The sequence below is a fragment of the Paraburkholderia polaris genome (assembly GCF_012927345.1).
Classification (GTDB): domain Bacteria; phylum Pseudomonadota; class Gammaproteobacteria; order Burkholderiales; family Burkholderiaceae; genus Paraburkholderia; species Paraburkholderia polaris.
This window is the reverse complement of record NZ_JABBGJ010000024.1, coordinates 86,806-106,303: the sequence shown is the minus strand read 5'-3', so window position 1 is coordinate 106,303 and position 19,498 is coordinate 86,806. Positions and strand designations below refer to the sequence as shown.

The 19,498-nt window shown below is 61.5% G+C and carries 19 protein-coding genes and 1 tRNA gene; 11 read left to right on the top strand and 9 right to left on the bottom strand.

The window, feature by feature from the left end; translation table 11 throughout:
* Window positions 1-6: 6 nt before the first annotated feature.
* The 5 genes from prfA to HHL24_RS22620 all read left to right on the top strand — a co-directional run bounded on the left by prfA (window position 7) and on the right by HHL24_RS22620 (window position 4,105).
* On the top strand, window positions 7-1,089 hold the full coding sequence (prfA, locus tag HHL24_RS22640; RefSeq protein ID WP_169487602.1) for a peptide chain release factor 1: 1,083 nt from the start codon (window positions 7-9) through the stop codon (window positions 1,087-1,089).
* Window positions 1,090-1,095: 6 nt separating this feature from the next.
* Entirely contained in the window at window positions 1,096-1,941 is an 846-nt protein-coding gene (gene prmC / locus HHL24_RS22635; protein WP_407947520.1) for a peptide chain release factor N(5)-glutamine methyltransferase, read from the top strand.
* Between the two features lie 114 nt (window positions 1,942-2,055).
* Window positions 2,056-2,367 carry a Grx4 family monothiol glutaredoxin gene (gene grxD / locus HHL24_RS22630; protein ID WP_120289307.1) on the top strand — a complete coding sequence of 104 codons (312 nt, stop codon included), beginning with the start codon at window positions 2,056-2,058 and terminating at the stop codon, window positions 2,365-2,367.
* 49 nt (window positions 2,368-2,416) lie between these two features.
* The gene (locus HHL24_RS22625; protein ID WP_169487601.1) at window positions 2,417-3,013 is read left to right on the top strand and encodes a UbiX family flavin prenyltransferase; all 597 of its coding nucleotides are present in this window, start codon (window positions 2,417-2,419) and stop codon (window positions 3,011-3,013) included.
* Window positions 3,014-3,319: 306 nt separating this feature from the next.
* Window positions 3,320-4,105: a DODA-type extradiol aromatic ring-opening family dioxygenase gene (locus HHL24_RS22620; protein ID WP_169487600.1), complete on the top strand. Its 786-nt coding sequence runs from the start codon at window positions 3,320-3,322 to the stop codon at window positions 4,103-4,105.
* Window positions 4,106-4,351: 246 nt separating this feature from the next.
* Here the strand turns inward: HHL24_RS22620 and HHL24_RS22615 are convergent, their stop codons facing one another.
* On the bottom strand, window positions 4,352-5,947 hold the full coding sequence (locus HHL24_RS22615) for an APC family permease (protein WP_169487599.1): 1,596 nt from the start codon (window positions 5,945-5,947) through the stop codon (window positions 4,352-4,354).
* A gap of 580 nt (window positions 5,948-6,527) precedes the next feature.
* Between HHL24_RS22615 and HHL24_RS22610 the strand changes: the two genes are divergently transcribed.
* Window positions 6,528-6,731 (top strand): cold-shock protein, encoded by a 204-nt coding sequence (locus HHL24_RS22610; protein WP_060858913.1) that lies wholly within the window; start codon window positions 6,528-6,530, stop codon window positions 6,729-6,731.
* 111 nt (window positions 6,732-6,842) lie between these two features.
* On the opposite strand, the gene HHL24_RS22605 is transcribed toward HHL24_RS22610, so the two are convergent.
* Complete coding sequence (locus HHL24_RS22605) at window positions 6,843-8,093, bottom strand: Hsp70 family protein (RefSeq protein ID WP_169487598.1); 1,251 nt, start codon at window positions 8,091-8,093, stop codon at window positions 6,843-6,845.
* A 190-nt stretch (window positions 8,094-8,283) separates the two neighbouring features.
* Between HHL24_RS22605 and HHL24_RS22600 the strand changes: the two genes are divergently transcribed.
* Entirely contained in the window at window positions 8,284-9,759 is a 1,476-nt protein-coding gene (locus tag HHL24_RS22600) for an MFS transporter (protein ID WP_169487597.1), read from the top strand.
* 316 nt (window positions 9,760-10,075) lie between these two features.
* Here the strand turns inward: HHL24_RS22600 and HHL24_RS22595 are convergent, their stop codons facing one another.
* Together HHL24_RS22595 and HHL24_RS22590 are read right to left on the bottom strand one after the other, a co-directional pair.
* Window positions 10,076-10,669: a nitroreductase family protein gene (locus tag HHL24_RS22595; RefSeq protein WP_206002974.1), complete on the bottom strand. Its 594-nt coding sequence runs from the start codon at window positions 10,667-10,669 to the stop codon at window positions 10,076-10,078.
* Between the two features lie 195 nt (window positions 10,670-10,864).
* Window positions 10,865-12,148, bottom strand: coding sequence for an MFS transporter (locus tag HHL24_RS22590; RefSeq protein WP_169487595.1), 1,284 nt, complete (start codon window positions 12,146-12,148; stop codon window positions 10,865-10,867).
* A 152-nt stretch (window positions 12,149-12,300) separates the two neighbouring features.
* On the opposite strand from HHL24_RS22590, the gene HHL24_RS22585 reads away from it, so the two are divergent.
* Together HHL24_RS22585 and HHL24_RS22580 are read left to right on the top strand one after the other, a co-directional pair.
* Entirely contained in the window at window positions 12,301-12,942 is a 642-nt protein-coding gene (locus tag HHL24_RS22585) for a TetR/AcrR family transcriptional regulator (RefSeq protein WP_169487594.1), read from the top strand.
* A gap of 85 nt (window positions 12,943-13,027) precedes the next feature.
* Window positions 13,028-13,582, top strand: coding sequence for a DUF1415 domain-containing protein (locus HHL24_RS22580; protein WP_169487593.1), 555 nt, complete (start codon window positions 13,028-13,030; stop codon window positions 13,580-13,582).
* Between the two features lie 41 nt (window positions 13,583-13,623).
* On the opposite strand, the gene HHL24_RS22575 is transcribed toward HHL24_RS22580, so the two are convergent.
* On the bottom strand, window positions 13,624-14,466 hold the full coding sequence (locus HHL24_RS22575) for a class I SAM-dependent methyltransferase (protein WP_169487592.1): 843 nt from the start codon (window positions 14,464-14,466) through the stop codon (window positions 13,624-13,626).
* A gap of 392 nt (window positions 14,467-14,858) precedes the next feature.
* Here HHL24_RS22575 and HHL24_RS22570 point away from each other — a divergent pair, with 392 nt between their 5' ends.
* The gene (locus HHL24_RS22570; RefSeq protein WP_074282059.1) at window positions 14,859-15,179 is read left to right on the top strand and encodes a type II toxin-antitoxin system HicA family toxin; all 321 of its coding nucleotides are present in this window, start codon (window positions 14,859-14,861) and stop codon (window positions 15,177-15,179) included.
* A 90-nt stretch (window positions 15,180-15,269) separates the two neighbouring features.
* Here HHL24_RS22570 and HHL24_RS22565 read toward each other — a convergent pair whose 3' ends face one another.
* Window positions 15,270-15,479, bottom strand: coding sequence for a DUF1059 domain-containing protein (locus tag HHL24_RS22565; protein WP_169487591.1), 210 nt, complete (start codon window positions 15,477-15,479; stop codon window positions 15,270-15,272).
* 373 nt (window positions 15,480-15,852) lie between these two features.
* Here HHL24_RS22565 and HHL24_RS22560 point away from each other — a divergent pair, with 373 nt between their 5' ends.
* Window positions 15,853-17,124, top strand: a complete 1,272-nt coding sequence (locus tag HHL24_RS22560) for a TIGR03862 family flavoprotein (RefSeq protein WP_169487590.1) — start codon at window positions 15,853-15,855, stop codon at window positions 17,122-17,124.
* A gap of 48 nt (window positions 17,125-17,172) precedes the next feature.
* Here the strand turns inward: HHL24_RS22560 and HHL24_RS22555 are convergent, their stop codons facing one another.
* From HHL24_RS22555 to HHL24_RS22545, 3 genes are all read right to left on the bottom strand, one after another.
* Entirely contained in the window at window positions 17,173-18,297 is a 1,125-nt protein-coding gene (locus tag HHL24_RS22555; RefSeq protein WP_169487589.1) for a methyltransferase, read from the bottom strand.
* Window positions 18,298-18,805: 508 nt separating this feature from the next.
* Window positions 18,806-18,881: transfer RNA gene (locus HHL24_RS22550), tRNA-Thr, on the bottom strand.
* A gap of 19 nt (window positions 18,882-18,900) precedes the next feature.
* Window positions 18,901-19,425, bottom strand: coding sequence for a ClpXP protease specificity-enhancing factor (locus HHL24_RS22545; RefSeq protein ID WP_169487588.1), 525 nt, complete (start codon window positions 19,423-19,425; stop codon window positions 18,901-18,903).
* Window positions 19,426-19,498: the final 73 nt, after the last annotated feature.

The window sequence follows — 19,498 nt, the reverse complement described above, 5'->3', positions numbered from 1 at the left end:
CGTCCGATGAAAACGAGCATGCAACGCAAGCTCGACCAGCTCACTACCCGGCTGGCCGAACTGAACGACCTGTTGAGCCGCGAGGACATCACCTCGAATCTCGACCAATACCGCAAGCTCACGCGTGAACACGCCGAGCTTGGGCCGGTCGTCGAGCATTACGCGCTGTGGCGCCAGGCGATGAACGACGCGGCGACCGCGCAGGAACTGCTGGCGGACGCGTCGATGCGCGACTTCGCGGAAGAAGAAATTCGCGCTGCGCGCGAGCGGATGGAAAAACTCGGCGCTGAATTGCAGAAAATGCTGCTGCCGAAAGATCCGAACGACGACCGCAACATCTTCCTCGAAATCCGTGCCGGCACGGGCGGCGACGAATCGGCGCTGTTCGCGGGCGATTTGTTGCGCATGTACCTACGCTTTGCCGAGCGCAATCGCTGGCAGGTGGAGATGATGTCGGCGAGCGAATCGGACCTCGGCGGCTACAAGGAAGTGATCGTGCGGATCGCCGGCGAAGCGGCGTATTCCAAGCTCAAGTTCGAATCGGGCGGCCATCGCGTGCAACGCGTGCCGGCCACCGAAACGCAGGGCCGCATTCACACGTCGGCGTGCACCGTCGCGGTGATGCCGGAAGCGGACGAAATCGGCGAAGTCGAGATCAATCCGGCCGATCTGCGCATCGACACGTTCCGCGCGTCCGGCGCGGGCGGGCAGCACATCAACAAGACGGACTCGGCCGTGCGCGTCACGCACTTGCCGACGGGCATCGTCGTCGAATGTCAGGACGACCGGTCGCAGCACAAGAACAAGGATCGTGCGCTGAAGGTTCTGGCCGCGCGCATCAAGGACAAGCAGTCGCATGAGCAGCAGGCGAAGGAAGCCGCCACACGGAAGAGCCTGATCGGCTCGGGCGATCGCTCGGAGCGGATTCGCACCTACAACTTCCCGCAAGGGCGTCTGACGGATCACCGGATCAATCTGACGCTCTATCGCCTCGACGCAATCATGGACGGCGATCTCGACGAATTGATCGCAGCCCTGGTCAGCGAGCATCAGGCCGAGTTGCTGGCATCGCTGGGCGACGCGGATTAAGCGCGGATGATGGATCCGGTCACGCCCGCCGCGCTGTTGCGCGCCTCGCTACTGTCGCCGCTCGAAGCGCGGATTCTGCTCACGCACGTGCTCGGCTGGCGGCATACGCAATTGATTACGCGCAGCGATGAAACGCTCGACGGCGCGGTAGTCGAACGATACCGTGTCCTGGAAGCGCGGCGTGTCGCCGGTGAGCCGGTGGCCCAACTGGTCGGCGCGCGCGAATTTTTTGGGCTTGATTTCGAAGTAACGCCGGACGTGCTGATTCCACGTCCCGAAACCGAATTACTGGTCGAAACGGCGTTGGCGGCGCTGGAAAACATCTCGCGGCCACGTGTGCTCGATCTGGGCACCGGCACCGGCGCGATTGCCGTAGCGATTGCGTCGATGCGGCCTGACACGCAGGTCTGGGCGCTGGACCGTTCCGCCGAAGCGCTGGCGGTGGCCGCACGCAACGCCGCACGGCTGCTGGATGCCAAACGCCCCGGCGGCGCCATGGTATTGCAGCAAAGCGACTGGTACGACTCGCTCGACACAGCATTGCGCTTTAACGTGATCGTCAGCAATCCGCCGTATATCGCGAGCGGCGATCCGCATCTGTCGGAAGGCGATCTGCGCTTCGAGCCGCGCGGCGCGCTCACCGACGAAGCCGACGGGCTCAGCGCGATCCGTCAGATCGTGGCTGGCGCGCCCACACCTTTGGCCGCCAACGGCGTATTGTGGATCGAACACGGGTACGATCAGGCGGAAGCGGTGCGCGGTCTGCTGTCGGCGCAAGGTTTCGTGCAAGTCCACTCGAAACAGGACCTTGCCGGCATCGAGCGAATCAGCGGCGGAATGTGGCCCGGCTGACCTCGATGGATAGCCTCAATCGCCGAGGTGACGAAGCGGTCCTCGGCCGGCTGTACCGAAATCCGCTATCATTTCAGCCTATTCCCTACACATAACGGAACCGCAAGGTCAGTCATGGATACGCAACAACGCATCAAGCAAATCGTCGACGAAAACAACGTCGTACTCTTCATGAAGGGCACCGCTCAGTTCCCGATGTGCGGCTTTTCCGGCCGCGCCATCCAGATCCTGAAGGCGTGCGGCGTCAACGAAATCAAAACGGTCAACGTACTCGAAGACGACGAAGTCCGCCAGGGCATCAAGCAGTTCTCGAACTGGCCGACCATTCCGCAGCTGTACGTGAAGGGCGAATTCGTCGGCGGCTCGGACATCATGATGGAAATGTACGAATCGGGCGAACTGCAGCAACTGTTCGCCGCGGCCTGAACGTCCGCCGTCCGAACGTTTGTTGCCCTCCGAAAAGGCGCCGCGAGCCATGGAAACACGCGCTGCGGCGCCACGCCGGCTGATCGTTGCGATCACCGGCGCGACCGGCGCGATCTACGGCATCCGGTTGCTCGAGACGTTGCGCAGGCTCGGCGGCGTCGAGAGCCATCTCCTGATTTCGAGCGCGGGCTGGCTTAATATCCAGCACGAACTCCAGTTGAGCAAAGAAGACGTGCATCCGCTCGCGGATGTCGTCCATTCGGTGCGCGACGTCGGCGCAAGCATCGCGTCCGGCTCGTTTGCCACCGACGGCATGGTGGTCGCCCCCTGCTCGATGAAGACGCTGGCAAGCGTCGCACATGGTTTTTCCGACAACCTGATCACCCGTGCCGCCGACGTCACGCTTAAAGAACGCCGTCGGCTCGTACTCCTCGTGCGCGAAACGCCGTTCAATCTCGCGCACCTGCGCAACATGACGGCCGTCACCGAAATGGGCGGCGTAATCTTTCCGCCCTTGCCTGCTTTCTATAACCAGCCCGCGACGATCGACGAAATGGTCGATCACACGGTGGCGCGTGTGTTGGATCTCTTCGCTTTGGGGCCGGCTATGTCGCCGGCGTGGCAAGGACTACGCGACCAGGAATAGCGCACGCGGCCGCATGCCGATGCGCTGTACGGTGCCCAGCCCAAGGCGTTCCTCTCCGTGCTTTGCCACGTTAGACGCGGTCCGTGTCGTCGCGGCCGCGTGCCTTGATCAGCCAGAAAGACCCGGACTGGCACTCTTGGGGAAAATCCAGCCGGCCAAGAGCGCCGGGAGCCATCGAGACCGCTCCAATTAACAACACCGGCGACACAATCAATTCCGTTTTCACCCGTTTATCAAACGTCGGTGCGCACCTATATTGATAGCAACCCCACTTTCGCGCCGCGTTCCCGCGGCGGCGTTGCTGCCATGAATCGCTTACCGTCGCTTTTCCTCTCCCACGGCGCGCCTACGCTGCCGATCGACCCGTCCCTGCCGTCCGCCGAATTCGGCGTGCTGTCGGCGCAATTGCCGCGCCCTGAGGCCGTGCTGATGCTGTCGGCCCATTGGGGCACGGCGCAGCCGGTGGCGAGCACATCCACCGCGCCGGAAACCATCCACGATTTCTACGGCTTCCCGCGTCAGTTGTATGAGATTCAATATCCGGCCCCGGGCGCGCACGATGTGGCGCGCCGTGCCGCTGTGCTGCTCGGCGAACACGGCATCCTCACCACCGCCGAGCCGCATGGGCTCGATCACGGCGCGTGGGTGCCGATGCTGCTGATGTTCCCGGAAGCCGACGTGCCGGTCGCACAGTTGTCGATCCAGCCGCACATGGACGCCGCCCATCACTTCCGAGTGGGTCGCGCGCTACGCTCGCTGAAAGACGACGGCGTCATGGTGATCGGCTCAGGCCAGATCACGCACAACCTGCGCGCTGCCGACTTTTCCGCGCGCCCGGAAGACGCCGATCCGCGCGTGGCCGAATTCACCGACTGGTTCGAGGCCAGGCTCGCCGCGCACGACATCGACGCGGTACTCGACTACCGCCGTCAGGCACCACACGCGGTGTTGATGCATCCGACCGACGAGCACCTGCTGCCCGTATTTGCGGCACTGGGTGCGGCGGACGACGATTATTCGCTGGCGATCCAGTCGCTCGGAACCTATCAGCGCTCGCTCGCCATGACGAATTACGTGTTCGGCACCGCCTGATTCAACGTCAAGGTCAACGTCAAGGTCAACGTCAACGCCAACGCCAACGCCAACGCCACGTCTACGCAACACTAGCGCCACGCGATCTAAGCGCCAAACCACGGTCGAAGCGCCGCAAACAAAAAAGCCCGCCTGAGCAAGTCAGGCGGGCTTTTTTCGTGATGTCCCGGACCATGACGATCCGGCGACCCGGCGGTCCGGCGGTCCGGCGATCCGGCGATCCGACGCAAGACTCAGCGCAGCAATTTAATGTGCGCCCATACCTTCGAGCACTTCGTCGTGCGTCTGACGCTCTTCGAGGTATTCCGAACGGTAGCCGCTATTTACGCCCCAGAAGTAGAACACCAGCGAGAACAAGGCCACCACCAACATGTCCCAGCCGTAGGGCAGAACGCCGCGGCCACCGAACTCCTTGCTGCCGATCAGCGACAGAATCGCCATCACCGGCAGGTAGGCCACGAGCCACCATGCAGCCTTCAGGTCACGCCCCCAGCCGCTGAAACCCGACTTCGCCTGGAAGTAGAAGTAGACCGGCAGCGCGACGACCATCAACAGAATGATTTCGCCGGTCAGCGGCCACTTCGCCCAGTACAGGATCAGCGACGCACACACGAAAGCGAACGGCGCAATGATCTTCATGCCCACAATGTGCAGCGGGCGCTCCAGATCCGTCGCCGCGCGGCGCAGCGCCATCAGGCTGATCGGGCCAGTCAGGTACGAAATCACGGTCGCGACCGAGATCACTGCCGCCAACGAACTCCAGCCACGGAAGAAGAACAGGAAAATGAACGAAACCAGCAGGTTGAACCACATCGCCTGACGCGGCACGCCGTAGAACGGGTGCACGTTGCCGAACATCTTCGGCATCGTGTTGTTGCGCTCCATTGCGTAGATCATGCGCGTGGTGGTCGCCATGTAGGTCGTGCCGGTGCCGCTCGGGCTGACGAACGCGTCGACGTACAGCAGGATAGCCAGCCAGTTCAGGTTCAGCGCAATCGCCAGTTCGGCGAACGGCGAAGCGAAGTTGAAGTGACTCCAGCCCTTCATCACGTCGCCGGGGCTCACCGCGCCGATATACGCGATCTGCAGCAGCACGTAGATCACCAGCGCCAGCAGGATCGAGCCGATCACCGCGAACGGCACGCTCTTGGCCGGATTGCGCGCTTCACCCGCGAGGTTGATCGGACTCTGGAAACCGTTGAAGGCGAACACGATACCGCTCGTCGATACCGCCGTCAGCACAGCCGACCAGCCGTACGGCGCAAAGGTACTCACTTCGCCGAAGTTTTCCTTGTGGAAGCCCGTCAGCATCAAGCCGAGGATCGTCGCACCCGGAATCAGGAACTTGAAGACCGTGATCGCCGAATTAGCGCGCGCGAACAGTTTCACGCCCCAGTAGTTCAGCAGGAAGTAAATGATTACCAAGGCTGCGGACAGTAATAGGCCGTTGGTGGTTAATGACCCGTCCACGAATAGCGCATGCGCCCATGGATACGGCCAGGTACTCATATATTGAATGGATGCTTCAGCCTCGATTGGAATCACCGAGACAATGGCGATCCAGTTGGCCCACGCACTGATGAAGCCCACCAGCGCGCCGTGCGAATAGCGTGCGTAACGCACCATGCCGCCAGACTCCGGGAACATCGCGCCGAGTTCAGCGTAAGTCAGTGCGATCGCCAGAATCACGACCGCGCCGATGATCCATGCACAAATGGAAGCCGGCCCAGCAATCTTTGCAGCCTTCCACGCGCCGAACAGCCAGCCCGATCCGATGATCGAACCCAAGCCGGTCAGCAGCAGTGCGACCGGCCCGATGTTCCGTTGTATAGAACTTTTCACATCTTCTCCTGTGTCGACCAGAGTTAGCGCTTTAGCTGTCGGCCAGAGTTAGCGCTTTAGCGCTTACTCTGGCCCCATGCAAAGCATTTACTCTGGTCCCATACACCGTATGTCGACCAGAGTTACGTGCTTTAGCACTTGCTCCGGTCCCGTGCAGATTGCATCAGAACCATGTCGGCACCGCGTGACAGCGCTTGTGGCGTTGGAAACGAGGTGACGCACATCCGGGCGCGGCGGTCGAAATCAGGTGCAACCGACGCGCGGCGCGTAGTTTAACGGTTGCACCCCCGCGATGCAGCGGAACTAAGGGTTCTCCCTAGCAAAATTTTTGAGCGAATAGCAAGGTTTGTAAGCAATTTTTACGCCAATCCATCAAATTTTTGTAAAATTGGGATGAGAGTGTTGACCTTCGCCCGAAATCGCCGTATAACGTTCGGGCAGGATTTCAAGCGGCGAGTGAATTGGTCTTTCGTAGTTCGCCCATCAACGGTACTCCGGTTGGTCCCATTACCCCCTTCCTTGATTTTCATGCGCACCCATTGGGCTTCGGCCTTATTTACCATCTTTAGGAACAAGTAATATGGAAACCGGTACCGTCAAGTGGTTCAATGACGCAAAGGGCTTTGGCTTCATCACGCCGGACGGCGGTGGCGAAGATCTGTTCGCGCATTTCTCGGAAATCCGCACGGAAGGCTTCAAGACGCTGCAAGAAAACCAAAAGGTTACGTTTGAAGTGAAGACGGGCCCGAAGGGCAAGCAAGCTGCTAACATCAAGCCGGCGTAAGCAAGCACGCTTCCTTCTGGACGCAAAAAACCCCGCCTCGGCGGGGTTTTTTTATATCCGTCGCAACTGTATGCGGCGATTATCTTCGCAGTATGCATTTGATAAGTTTGGTTATCCGAACAGACGCCGCGCGTGAATACCGAGACCTGTCGCGACGCTGGCAAGACGATCGCCGAATACCGCTTTGGCATCGGGAAATGCCGCCGCCAATGCACCCGATAGAAACGCCAAACCGGTCGAGCCACCTGTGAAGTAAATCGCGTTGACGTCGCGCGGAGCCACACCGGCTGCCTGCACCGTGTCGCGCGCCGCTTGCACGATACGTTGCGTCTCGTCCTGACCGGCCTTGATGAGTTGCGCTTCGTCGAATGCGAGGCGCAGGTCGTCTTCCACCTCGTCGAGGTCGATCACGGTCTCGCCGCCCGCCGCCACGCCGATCTTCGCTTCTTCCGCATGCGCAGCCAATGCATGCCCCAAGCGGCGCTCCACAACGCGCATCAGGCGGTCGTGATGTTTGCTCTGGATAAACAGATGCCGCATGAGCGCGAGTTCGCTGACGCGCTTCGGTGCGTAGACGGTGTTGATCAGGTGCCAGGTCGCCAGGTCGAAATAGATGCGGTTCGGAATCTCACGGCCCTCGGGGTCGAGCGTCTGATAGCCGAGTTCGCGCAGGATCGTCACTAGTTCGACGCGGCGGTCGAAATCCGTGCCCGCAACGTGCACACCGTGGTGAGCCAGCACGTCGTCTTTACGCTCGACGCGCGTCATCCGCTCCGGCCCCACCCGCACCAGCGAAAAGTCCGACGTACCGCCGCCGATGTCGGCCACCAGCACGAGTCCCTCTTCCGTCAGATGCGATTCGTAGTCGAACGCGGCCGCGATCGGCTCATACTGAAAGTGAATCTCCCGCAATCCGACTGAACGCGCCGCCGCTTCGAGCTGCTGCTGCGCCATCTGGTCCGCGCGCGGATCATCGTCGACGAAGAATACCGGGCGGCCCAGCACAGCGCGGCTGATCGGACCGCCGGCGCTCTTCTCGGCCGAGCGCTTCAGGTGGTCGACGAAAATCGCGATGATGTCCGTGTATTTGATCGCCGAGCCATCGCCGAGATCGGTCGAATTCTCGGCGAGCGGCGAGCCGAGAATACTTTTCATCGAGCGCATCAAACGGCCGTCGAAACCGTCGATGTACGCAGCCAGCGCCGCGCGCCCGAACTCGCGGGTGTTTTCGTCGGTGTTGAAAAAGACGGCGGTCGGTAGCGTGGTATAGGCGCCCTCGACCGGCGCAAGCCTAAGCGCAGCGCCGTCGGGGACGGCCACGGCCGAATTGGAAGTACCGAAGTCAATCGCGCAATAGTTCATGGCAGGAATCGCCGCTCACGGCTGGCGCGGACAGAAAGGGGAGCGGCTTTGTATCACGAAAGCCCAATCAGCATCAACTGACGCTTTCCGTGACGCCCGCAACAATGTCCCAAATCCGCCCGACGGAACAAAAATTGCTGAATTCGACAGGATACGCCGCCAATTTTCGGTAATCAGGAGACTAGCAGCAATGAGCGCGCCGCCTACCGCCGTTGTCCACGAGAAAAAAGCCGCCGTCATTGAAACCGACCTGCCCTCGCGGCTCGACCGTTTGCCGTGGGGACGCTTTCATTCGCTGATCGTCGTCGCGCTAGGCGTGACGTGGCTGCTGGACGGTCTCGAAGTCACGCTGGCGGGCGCTGTCGCAAGTGCGTTGAAGTCTAGCCCATCCTTGCGCTTTACCAACGCCGACGTGGGACTCGCCGGCAGCGCCTACATTGCCGGCGCCGTGCTCGGCGCGCTCGGCTTCGGCTGGCTGACCGACCGGCTCGGCCGTCGCAAGCTGTTTTTCATCACGCTCGCGTTGTATCTGGCCGCCACCGCGGCGACCGCTTTTTCGTGGAATCTCGCCAGCTTTCTGCTGTTTCGCTTTCTCACCGGCGCAGGCATCGGCGGCGAATATACGGCGATCAATTCGACGATCCAGGAATTCACGCCCGCGCGGGTGCGAGGCTGGACCGATCTCGGCATCAACGGCACCTTCTGGGTCGGCGCGGGACTCGGCGCGGCGGGCTCGCTGATCCTCCTCGATCCGAATCTGCTGCCGGGGGACTGGGGCTGGCGCGCCTGTTTCTTCATCGGCGCGGTGCTGGCACTAGCGATTTTACCGATGCGCATCTGGGTGCCCGAAAGTCCGCGCTGGTTGCTTACGCACGGCGGCGAACGCGACGCGCGCTCGATCGTCGACGGTATCGAAACTCGCTTTCGCGACGCAGGCCATGCACTCGCCGACGATGACCTCACGCGGCTAAGACTGCGAGCGCGCGACCATACGCCGCTGCGCGAGGTGTTTCACACGCTGTTCAACGTGCACCGGCGACGCGCGCTGGTCGGCCTGTCGTTGATGACCGCGCAGGCGTTCTTCTACAACGCGATCTTTTTCACCTATGCGCTAGTGCTGACCGATTTCTACCAGGTGCCCGGCGACCATATCGGCTGGTATCTGTTGCCGTTCGCGCTTGGCAACTTTCTTGGACCGCTGGTGCTCGGCCGGCTCTTCGACGTCATCGGGCGACGCAAGATGATCGCCACGACTTACGCTCTGTCCGGCATCCTGCTGACACTAAGCGGCTACCTGTTCGAGCAGCAGATGCTCACCGTCATAACGCAGACGATCGCGTGGATGGTGGTCTTCTTCTTCGCCTCGGCAGCGGCGAGTTCGGCGTATCTGACAGTCAGCGAATCGTTTCCGCTGGAAATCCGCGCGCTGGCGATCGCGGTGTTCTACGCGTTCGGCACAGCGCTGGGCGGCATCATCGGCCCGGCGTTCTTCGGCCGTCTGATCGACACGCATCAGCGCAGCGAAGTGTTTTTGGGCTATCTGGTCGGCTCGGGGCTGATGCTCGCCGCTGCAGCGATCGCCGCGATCTGGGGCATAGATGCAGAGCGCAAGTCGCTTGAGAATGTCGCCACGCCGCTTTCGAGCGTGGCGGACGGCGCGGAATGAACCACGCGCCTTAAGTATCGCGGAAGGCGGAGCACGACCACGCGCATTGAAGCGTGACCAACGGCGGGGAATGAGCCCCCGCGCCTTGCGTATCGCGGAGGGCGGAGGACGGACCCACGCGCATTGAACCGTCAGCAACGGCGGGGAGTGAGCCCCGCGCATTGAGTATCGCGGAGGGCGGAGGACGACCTACGCGCATTGATGCATCGGCAACGGCAGGAAATAAGCCCCGCGCCCTGAGCGTCAAGGGCCGTGCAGAATAAAAAAATGCGCGATCAGCGCCGCGCGTTTTTTCACCACCAGGGCTGCAAGGCGCTCAGAACACTTTCTTCCAGCCACCGCCATAAGCAATGTCGGCAAGCGGCAAACGCTGACGCACCGACTTCTCGCGCTCGCGCAGCACCGGATCGAGCTTGTCGACGTCGCCGTAATGGCCGAGCGAAATGATGGCGATCACGTCGACGTCATTCGGCAGCTTGAATGCCGTGCGGAACGCGTTCGGATCGAAGCCGCTCATCTGATGTGCGGCGAGACCGAGCGCATGCGCCTGCAGCACCAGCGCCATCGCCGCGGCACCCGCGTCGTACGGCGCGCAACGGTTCACTTCGCCCTTGTTGGTGAGCGTATGCGTGGTCACCGCGATCAACACCGGCGCCGACGCATTCCAACCCTGGTTGAACGGCACCAGCGTGGCGAACGCCTGCTTGAAAGAGACTTCATCGACGCTGCGGTCGAATACGAGGAAACGCCACGGTTGCGCGTTATACGAAGACGGCGCCCAGCGTGCCGCTTCGAGCACCGCATGCAGATTCTCGCGGCTCACCGGCTCGCTCGAATACGCGCGCGGGCTCCAGCGACCTGCAATCAGCTCGTGAATGGCAACTGCGGTAGGGGCGGGTTTGTTGGTCATGCGCTTCTCTCGGTCGAAATTCATGATCGACGGGCATTTGCCCGGGGTGTCATAGCATAACCGGGCTGAGCCGCTCGCGCTCCAACAAGTGCGTAGTTGTTTTCACGTGTTTTCACGCTGGCTGCAATGGCAAACGGCCCCCTATGAGGCCGTTTGCGCTGGTTCACTTTGTTTACCGCGCACAGGGGCTCAGCTTCACACCGCTTGTGGCTCCGGCACCTTGGCCGGCCGGTTGATCCGCAGCACGATCACGGCGGCAACCAGGCACAGCCCGCCAGAAATCATCGACGCCACCGTGTACGTGCCGAGACTCGCGCGCAGCATGCCCGCGCCGAGCGCCGCGAAGGCCGCACCGAGCTGGTGGCCGGCGACCACCCAGCCGAACACGACCGGCGCCGCTTCCTTGCCGTAGACATCGGTCGCGAGACGCACGGTGGGCGGCACGGTGGCGATCCAGTCAAGTCCGTAGAACACCGCGAACAATGGCAGGCCGAAGAAATCGATGCCGAACGCGTGCGGCAGATACATCAGCGACAAACCGCGCAGACCGTAGTACCAGAACAGCAACACGCGGCTATTGAAGCGGTCCGACAACCAGCCCGACAGCGTCGTGCCGAACAGATCGAAGATGCCCATTGCGGCGAGCAAGGATGCGCCCTGCACTTCGGTCATGCCGTAGTCGCCACACATGGCGATCAGGTGCGTGCCGACGTAACCATTGGTGCTCGCGCCGCAGATAAAGAAGCTGAAGAACAGCAGCCAGAAATCACGCGTCTTGCTCGCCATGGCGAGCGTGCCGAAGGCAATGGCCAGCGGATTCTGTTTGGTCAGGGTAGTGGAGATCGGCGCGTTGGCCGGTTCGCCGAACGGGCGCAGCTGCATATCGGCGGGCCGCTCCGGCAACAGAAACGCGACCAGTGGCAAGACGATCGCCGCCGCGCCCGCGACGACCCACACGACCTGGCGCCAGCCGTAATGTTCGGCGATGGCCGCGAGCATCGGCAGGAACACCAGTTGGCCGGTCGCCGAACTGGCGGTGAGAATCCCCATCACGAGGCCGCGATGTGTCGTGAACCAGCGCGTTACGACCGTCGCGGACAGCGATAGCGCCGCCACCCCGGTCGAGCCGCCGACCATCACGCCCCAGATCAGAACCATCTGCCATGGATGCGTCATCAGCGACGACAACGCCACGCCCGCCGCCATCGTGCCGAGCGCGATCAGCAGAGTAGGACGCACGCCAAAGCGCTGCATCGCCGCGGCCGCGAAGGGCCCCATCAGGCCGTAGAGCGCGATGTTCACGGAGATCGCGAGCGAAATCGTCGCGCGGCTCCAGCCGAATTGATGCTCCAGCGGCACCATCATCACGCTTGGCGTGGCGCGCGTGCCGGCCGCCGCCAGTAGCACCAGAAACACCACCGCCACGGTCAACCAGCCGTAGTGGAAACGTCCGCCAATCAGTCTCGCTGCCCAGTTCATCGGTTCTCCAATCGACGCCTGCCCGCAGGCCGCCGCTCGCATTGTTACGACTTCGGTAAAGGACTTGTGACAGATCAGTCACAATGGGTGTTGCGATCTTAGTTACTGGTCGGTAACATGTCAAGGCGTCAATTCAATCCAGGTGGCATTCCATGTCCGACAGTGAAACCCCCAAGGCAGCCGGTGCACGGCGCGCGCGCGGCACGCAGACAGCCGGCCCGCAGGCGCAGCAGCATCTGTTACGCGCCGCGGCCGAACTGTTTTATCGCGAGGGTGTGCGGGCGGTTGGCGTCGACGCGGTCGTGGAGCGCGCGGGCGTGAACAAGATGAGTTTGTACCGCCAGTTTTCGTCGAAGGACGAATTGGTGATGGCGTATCTGGAGCAAAAGGACGAGCAGTTCTTCGGCTACGTGGAGAAGAGCTTTGCGAAGCATCCAGGCGAGCCGGCGAAGCAGCTTCAGCAATATTTCGACGACCTGGCGGTGCGTGCATCGATCGACGACTACCGCGGCTGTCCTTTCGTGAATGTATCGGTGGAGTTTCCCGACGCGACGCATCCGGCGCGGCAATTCGTCTTCCGCAACAAGGAGCGGCTAATGGCGCGGCTTTTGGAACTGACGACCACGGCAGGCGCCGATGATCCTGTGGCGCTGGCCAACGGGCTGGGTTTGATGATCGAAGGCGTGTACGCGGCCAGCCAGACCTACGGCCCGGGCTGCGGGCCGATTCTTGCCGCCCCGAAGGTGGCGGCGCAGTTGATCGCCGCAGCATGCGGCGGGTCGCCGGCGCGCTAAGGTTTTTGCCGTCCTATTGCGGTGGGGCGCGGATCGGTGCCGTTCCGCGCCGTTAGAATGGCACTTTCCCTTTTCGCTGCTTGCCATGTCGTCGCCTGCCGAATCTCATGATACTGTTATTGCCACCACTCGTCATTGGCTGACACAGGCCGTGATTGGGCTCAATTTGTGTCCTTTTGCCAAGGCTGTGCATGTGAAGGAGCAGATTCGCTATGTCGTGAGCGACGCTGTGGATATGGAAGGGGTTTTAACCGATCTCGAAACCGAGATTCAGACGCTCGTCGCAGCGAATCCTGAAGCGGTGGATACCACGCTTCTGGTTTTACCGCGGGCGCTCGGTGATTTTCTCGACTATAACGATTGCCTGTTTTTTGCCGAAAGAATGATCAAGCAACTTCGGCTGGAAGGCATTATTCAGATTGCGAGCTTTCACCCTCATTATCAGTTTGAAGGCAGTGAGCCCGACGATATTGAGAATTATACGAATCGGGCGCCTTATCCGATTTTGCATCTGCTTCGCGAGGACAGTATTGAACGGGCGGTTCAGGCTTTTCCCGATGCGGAAGATATTTATGAGCGGAATCAGGAGACCCTTCGGCGAATCGGTCTTAAAGGCTGGAACGACCTGATGAAAATGTAGTTCGCGCGGTGGCTATGAAAAAGCCACCGCCGTAGAACAGATCAGGCAGGGACAAAAAACCTTTCTTTCAACTCCTCGATCCCGAGCGTCTCCATCACTTCATTCAGCCTCTCGGCCGGCCGCCGCCTCGGCAGATCCTTGAACTGCGCAATGATCAGTTCATTCTTCATCGAATGCTCCCACCCGACCAGCTCGGTCACACTCACCTGATAACCATGTGCTTCCAGCTGCAAGCAGCGCAGCACATTAGTAATCTGGCTTCCAAATTCCCGGGTATGCAGCGGATGCCGCCAGATCTCGGTCAAAGCATTTCCCAGCGATTTACCCTTGTTCTGCCGTAGAACCCCCGCCACCTCAGCCTGGCAACACGGCACGACCACGATGTACTTCGCATGCTTTTCCAGCGCAAACCGGAGCGCGTCGTCAGTCGCGGTATTGCACGCGTGCAGCGCCGTCACGATATCGATCTGCGCCGGCAAACGCTCCGACGTAATCGACTCCGCTACCGACAAATTCAGGAACGACATCCCCTTGAAGCCCAGCCGCTCGGCCAGCTCCTCGGATTTCGTCACGAGGTCCTCGCGCGTCTCAATGCCGTAAATGTGCGACGCACCACCAGCGGCGTCCTGAAACTCCTTGAAGAAAAGGTCATACAGGATAAAACCTAAGTATGACTTGCCCGCGCCGTGGTCGACGAGCGTCACCGCGCCCTGCTGGTCCTTGAGGTCTTTCAGCAGCGGCTCGATGAACTGGAACAGGTGATAGACCTGCTTCAGCTTGCGGCGGCTGTCCTGGTTCATCTTGCCGTCGCGCGTCAGGATATGGAGTTCCTTCAACAACTCGACGGACTGGTTCGGACGGATTTCGTGGGTTTTGCTGGACATCGTGGGGACCGGGGACCGCCATCGATTGCTACGCGAACGTGCGACAGATGACGGAAAAGAGGAAAAGTTGCTGCCAGTTTACCGAAAGCGCAGGCCGCTCACCTAAGGAGCTGCGTCGACCATGCGAGAAACGCCACAAACCTGGAACACTTCCTGCTCGAAAAGCAGTATGCGGGACATTTTCCGACGTGGCTTGAAAGCATCTTGCGGGCCGGCTTACCCGATGGCGTAAGCCGTGCCGCGCATAACAACAGGCTGCCGGCCGTGGCTTTGATCACGCGAACCGAAGGCATGTGGGGAGGACGGTCCCGGAACACGGACCGAACGTTACGTAACCAGCGGCGCGCCGCGATCTCAAACGGACGCGCGCCTGGATAATAGAAGAGGCAGCGATGGACACGGTACCCAACGGAAACGTCGAGCAGAAGTTTCAGGAAATGCTGGCGAAGCTCACCGCCGCGCCCGCGTGGTCGGAAAAGCAGCAGCTCGAACTGGAAATGGCACGTGACATTTCCACCGAAATGCTGCGGCTGGCCGAAGTCATGCGCGATGGCAGCGTCGACATGGAAACGTGTCTGACCATGCTTAAGTACGCGAAAGTGCTCGACTTCGTGATGACGACGCTTGCTTCGCGTCGCGACATCAAACCGCAAACGCTGCGGGTCATTTTCAAGCTAGCCGGCCTGAAGGTGGATGAGGCTTACCCGGGCTAAGACGCCTACGCAACGCTCTGACCCGTTCGAGCGGCTCACCGCCGCTCGAACGGTCAGCCTCCCTCCGTCCGCAGGGAGAAGGACAACGAATCACGCGCGCGGTGCCTCGGCCGGTGGCGTGCCGTCGTGAAACAGCGTCTTGAGCTGCGCGCGCAGTTCCGGCGAGTCCGTATGTTTGTGCACCGTCACGGCATGCTGCACGGCCGCGTCGAGCAATTCGCTCTCGCTGTCGGCGGATAGAGCAACGGTGCAATTCATTTCGCTCGGGAACTCGCGGCAGTCGATGTATTTGCGAGTCATGGCAATCTCCTTGATCAAACGTCGAAACATCCAAACGAACAGCAGGCGCGCAGACCACGTCGCGCGCCGCGGCGTGGCAGCATTGGCAACGTCGGGCGGAATGAAAACGGCGGGTTAGTTTGACGCGGAAGGCGCGGATTGCGACCGATGGAAGGTGTTTGAAAAGTATAGTTCGCGCGTGCGGATTGCAAAGAAGCGGGCGCAAATTGGGCGGATACGAAATCGCCCGAACCCAGCGTTTTTCAGCCGGCTGATCCGGCATGCGGCCGCCCGTTTGCCCTGCGCTGCCCACGGTGTGAAAATAGCGCCCTTCGCGCCGCCCGATCGTCAGATCAAGCCGGCGCGCCGCCCCTCCGCTCATCCGCAGGACCGCATGTCTTCCTCCTTCGATTCCACCCGCGTCGCCGTAATCGGCGGCGGCCCCGCCGGCTTGATGGCCGCCGAGGCGCTCGCCCGGCATGGCGTACAGGTCGACGTCTACGACGCGATGCCGTCAGTTGGCCGCAAATTCCTGATGGCGGGCAAAGGCGGCATGAACATCACGCATTCGGAACCGCTCGAACCGTTTCTTGGCCGCTACGGCGCGCGCCGCGAACAGATCGCGCCGCTACTCGACACGTTCGGTCCCGACGCCTTGCGGGCATGGTTGCATGGGCTTGGCGTTGAAACGTTCGTCGGCAGTTCCGGGCGCGTTTTTCCGACCGATATGAAAGCAGCGCCGATGTTGCGTGCGTGGTTGCATCGGTTGCGGGAAGCCGGCGTGCGCTTTCACATGCGCCACAAGTGGACCGGTTGGGACAACGATGGCGGCGACACCGCCGCGCATACGTTGCGCTTCGCCACACCCGACGGCGAGCAACGCGTGACCTGCGACGCCGTGGTGTTCGCACTCGGCGGTGCGAGTTGGCCGCGGCTCGGATCGGACGCCGCCTGGGTGCCGCTCCTGAGCGCTCGCGGGGTGCCGGTGACGCCGTTGCAGCCCGCGAACTGCGGCTTCGATGCCGACTGGAGCCTCTATCTGCGTGAGCGTTTCGCCGGCCAGCCGGTGAAATCAGTGGCCATCATGCTCACCGATGTAGACAATAAAGTCCACAATCGACAAGGTGAAATACTTCTGACCGAAACAGGCCTCGAAGGGAGCCTGATTTATGCGCTGTCGGCTGTTATCCGGGAGCGGATTCTCGCCGACGGCGACGTCACGATCACGCTGGATCTAGCGCCAGGCTTGACGTTGGAGCGTGTGGTGGGCGAAGTCACGCGACCGCGCGGTTCGCGTTCCATGTCGACTCACCTGCATGGCAGAATCGGTATTAGCGGCGTAAAACTGGCCTTGCTGCATGAGATTCTGTCGAAGGAAGCCTTCGCCGATGCAAATGGTCTCGCGCACGCAATCAAGGCGTTGCCGGTGCGGCTCACGCGCGCCCGGCCGATCGCGGAAGCGATCAGTACGGCCGGCGGAGTTCCCTTTGAAGCGCTCGACACGCATTTGATGATCGAGCGTCTGCCCGGCGCGTTTTGCGCGGGCGAAATGCTCGACTGGGAAGCGCCGACCGGCGGTTATCTACTCACCGCCTGCTTCGCCAGCGGGCTGGCGGCCGGACGCGGCGCATTAGCGTATCTCGAGGCGCGCGGCGTACCGGTCTGACACGCCACTCTTCAGCGGCGCCTTATTGCGCGTCATCGCGCGTCATCATTAGCGCGCTTTCAAACGCCAGAGCGACGTCAGTTCAGCCATGCGCGCCGTATGCAGCGCGTCGGTTTCATCGGTCGACTTTGGGTGCCGCGGACGAATATCTTCGCGGCCGACCACAGTCAGCCCCGCCTTTTCGATGGCGGCGAGCAGCCACTCGCGCGTACGCAAACCGAGATGCTCGGCGAAATCCGACATGATCAGCCAGCCTTCCCCGCCCGGCGACAAATGCTCCGCCAGGCCGTTCAGGAAGCCGAGCAACATACGGCTTTCCGAATCGTAGATCGCGTATTCAATCGGCGATGCGGGTCGCGCCGGCACCCACGGCGGATTGCAGACCACCAGCGGCGCACGGCCCTCCGGAAACAGATCGGCCTGCACAAGCTCGACTTGCTGATCGTAGCCAAGACGCGTGAGGTTTTCTCGCGCACAGGCAAGCGCTCGCGGGTCCTGGTCGGTCGCGACGATTTTCTTCACGCCGCGTTTGGCGAGCAGCGCGGCCAGCACGCCCGTGCCGGTGCCGATATCGAACGCCTTGTTCAAAGACGGCAACGGCGCGCGCGCGACCAGATCCACATATTCACCGCGCACCGGCGAAAACACGGCGTAGTGCGGATGGATGCGCTCACCCAGCGCGGGAATTTCCACGCCCTTCTTGCGCCACTCGTGCGCACCAATTAGCCCGAGCAATTCGCGCAGCGACACGACAGAGGGTTCGTCGGTCGAGGGCCCGTAGGTTTCGATGCAGGCCTGCTGCACTTCAGGCGCGCGGCGAAGCGGGATACCGTACGCGGCGTCGAGCGGAATCAGAATCATGCCGAGCGTGCGGGCACGTTGCGACTGTGCCTGACGATGCAGGTTGAACGCGTCGATCGGCGTTTCGCCCTGCTTGCGCGGCTTGCGCTCCAGCCGGCGCGTGACCGCCTGCAGCAATTGGCGGGCGTTCTGAAAATCGCCGTTCCACAACAGAGCCGTACCTTCGCACGCGAGGCGATAGGCCGAGTCGGCGGTCGTGCGGTCGTCCGCGACGACTACGCGCTTGGGCGGAGGCACCGCGGCTTCGGAGCGCCAACGCGCGGAACGGGGGCCGTCGGCTTCGGGCCAGGTGATGGTTGCGGGGCTGGTCATGATGAAGGTGGGGTCTGTGTTGCGGGAGTGACGCGGTGAAACGTCGCGTCTCGGGGGGCGTTGCCCGCCGGAGTGACTGATCGTGATGCCGACTGACGCCCGAATAGTACCTCTCCCAACCGGGTTCGCGGGCGCAATTCACGATCACGCGTGATCCAGTGACTCGCGCCTGGCGCGTGCTGCGGCGATCCGGCGCAATCGACACTGACGAGCACCAAAACTACTGTCAGATCAATCGATTGTCATAGAAGGGACGGTTCATGATCAGCATGACACACGACGATTTGCGCCATCGCACGTTGACTAGAGGGTTCAACCTCACCTTCCTGCCTCGTGTTCGCGGCGTGAGGCATTCGTAGACAAAAATGTCCAAAATCGACAAGGTGAAATAGATCTGGGCAAAAGCGACCGTTTTGCCCCCCTCCGACCGTGCCCCGACGAGCGTTCTCGCTCGACAAATGAAAAAAACGGGTTTCTGAAATTTTTCAGAAACCCGTTTTCGTACAACTGGTGCCGGCTGCAGGACTCGAACCCGCCACCTCATGATTACAAGTCAAGCGCTCTACCTGATGAGCTAAGCCGGCATGAGGCCGTGATTCTACTTCATTTTACGATCTTGAGGCGAGCCCTTCCGCCACCTTTTGATCCGTCATCGTCAGGTTGCGGACCGTCCGTCGCGCTTTCGGCTTTGGCGGCATCAGCAGCGGAAGGCGACGTTTCGACCGCACGCGGCGCCACGCTGACGGGCCCCGCCGGCGACTCGGTTTCGTCTGCCGGTTCCGCGTCGGCGCCTGAATCCCGCGCTTCGCCGCCCGCCGATTCGACCGGGAACGCCATGCCCTGGCCGTTTTCGCGCGCGTAGATCGCAAGAATATTCGCGATCGGCACTTCGATCTTGTGCGACTTGCCGGAGAAGCGCGCGCTGAACTCGATCCATTCGTTGCCCATCTGCAGCTGGCTGGTCGCCTCGAAGCTGATGTTCAACACGATCTCGTTATCGCGCACGAACTGCCGCGGCACGCGCGTCTGATTGTCGACCCGGACCGCAATATGCGGCGTGTAGCCGTTATCCGTGCACCACTCGTACAGCGCGCGCAGCAGATAAGGCTTGGTGGAAATCTCTTGCATCAACAGTCCTCTTACCGGGTTTGGGCGCACACGGAAAACAATCGAGACGCGGCGCCCTCACCCCAAAGCCAAA